1 protein-coding gene and 1 pseudogene are annotated in these 969 nt (G+C 71.5%); one reads left to right on the top strand and one right to left on the bottom strand.

Features of this window, described 5'->3' with window-relative positions:
* Positions 1-144 (top strand): annotated as a pseudogene (locus B7L92_RS43355) (SAM-dependent methyltransferase); the annotation flags it as partial.
* 87 nt (positions 145-231) lie between these two features.
* Here the strand turns inward: B7L92_RS43355 and B7L92_RS38110 are convergent.
* Positions 232-969: aldo/keto reductase (locus B7L92_RS38110; RefSeq protein ID WP_081241637.1), on the bottom strand; the 738-nt coding region annotated here is incomplete at its 5' end.

The following is a 969-nucleotide window of genomic DNA, read 5'->3' as shown; positions in this document are numbered from 1 at the left end:
GTCCTCGCCGAGGACCTGGACGCCGAGGACCGCGCCACCCTCGACCGGCTCCTCGACCCCGCCGACCGGGCGAGCCTGCACCACCGCCCGGACGTCTTCGTCCTGGCGGCCCACACGGTCCACGCGGCCGTGCGGCCCGTATGACGGCGCCGCTCGGCTTCGAGGACCCTCCCGTGCGACGGCCCCCCGCACTCTGCCGAAGGGCGTGGGGAGGCCGTCGCACGCGGGACGTCAGGCCCCGTTGAACTCCGCCGGGTCCAGGCCCAGCCGCCGGTCCTCGTTCAGCGCGCTGATCGCGGCGAGGTCCTCGGCGTCCAGGCTGAACCCGAAGACGTCGATGTTCTCCTCGATCCGGGACGGCGTCACCGACTTCGGGATGACGACGTTGCCCAACTGGATGTGCCAGCGCAGGACGACCTGGGCCGGGGTGCGGCCGTGCTTCTGGGCGATCGCCACGATCGCCGGGATCTCGAGGATGCCCTTGCCGGAGCCGAGCGGCGACCAGGCCTCGGTGGTGATGCCCTGCTCCGCGTGGTACTCACGCGCGGTGTGCTGCTGCAGGTGCGGGTGCAGCTCGATCTGGTTGACGGCCGGGATCACGGACGTCTCGGCGATCAGGTGCTCCAGGTGCTCGGGCAGGAAGTTGGACACGCCGATGGCGCGGATCCGGCCGTCGGCGTGCAGCTTCTCGAACGCCTTGTACGTGTCGACGTACAGGCCGCGCTCCGGCGTCGGCCAGTGGATGAGGTACAGGTCCACGTAGTCCAGGCCGAGCTTCGACACGGAGGCGTCGAAGGCGCGCAGCGTCGCCTCGTACCCCTGGTCGCTGTTCCAGAGCTTGGTGGTGACGAAGAGGTCCTCGCGGGGGACGCCCGACCGCGCGATGGCCCTGCCGGTACCCTCCTCGTTGCCGTACGCCGCCGCGGTGTCGATGCTGCGGTAGCCGGCCTCCAGCGCCGTCGCGACGGC

Origin of the sequence: Streptomyces viridosporus, assembly GCF_002078235.1 — a bacterium.
Taxonomy (GTDB): domain Bacteria; phylum Actinomycetota; class Actinomycetes; order Streptomycetales; family Streptomycetaceae; genus Streptomyces; species Streptomyces viridosporus.
This window is presented reverse-complemented; position numbering and strand designations above follow the sequence as displayed.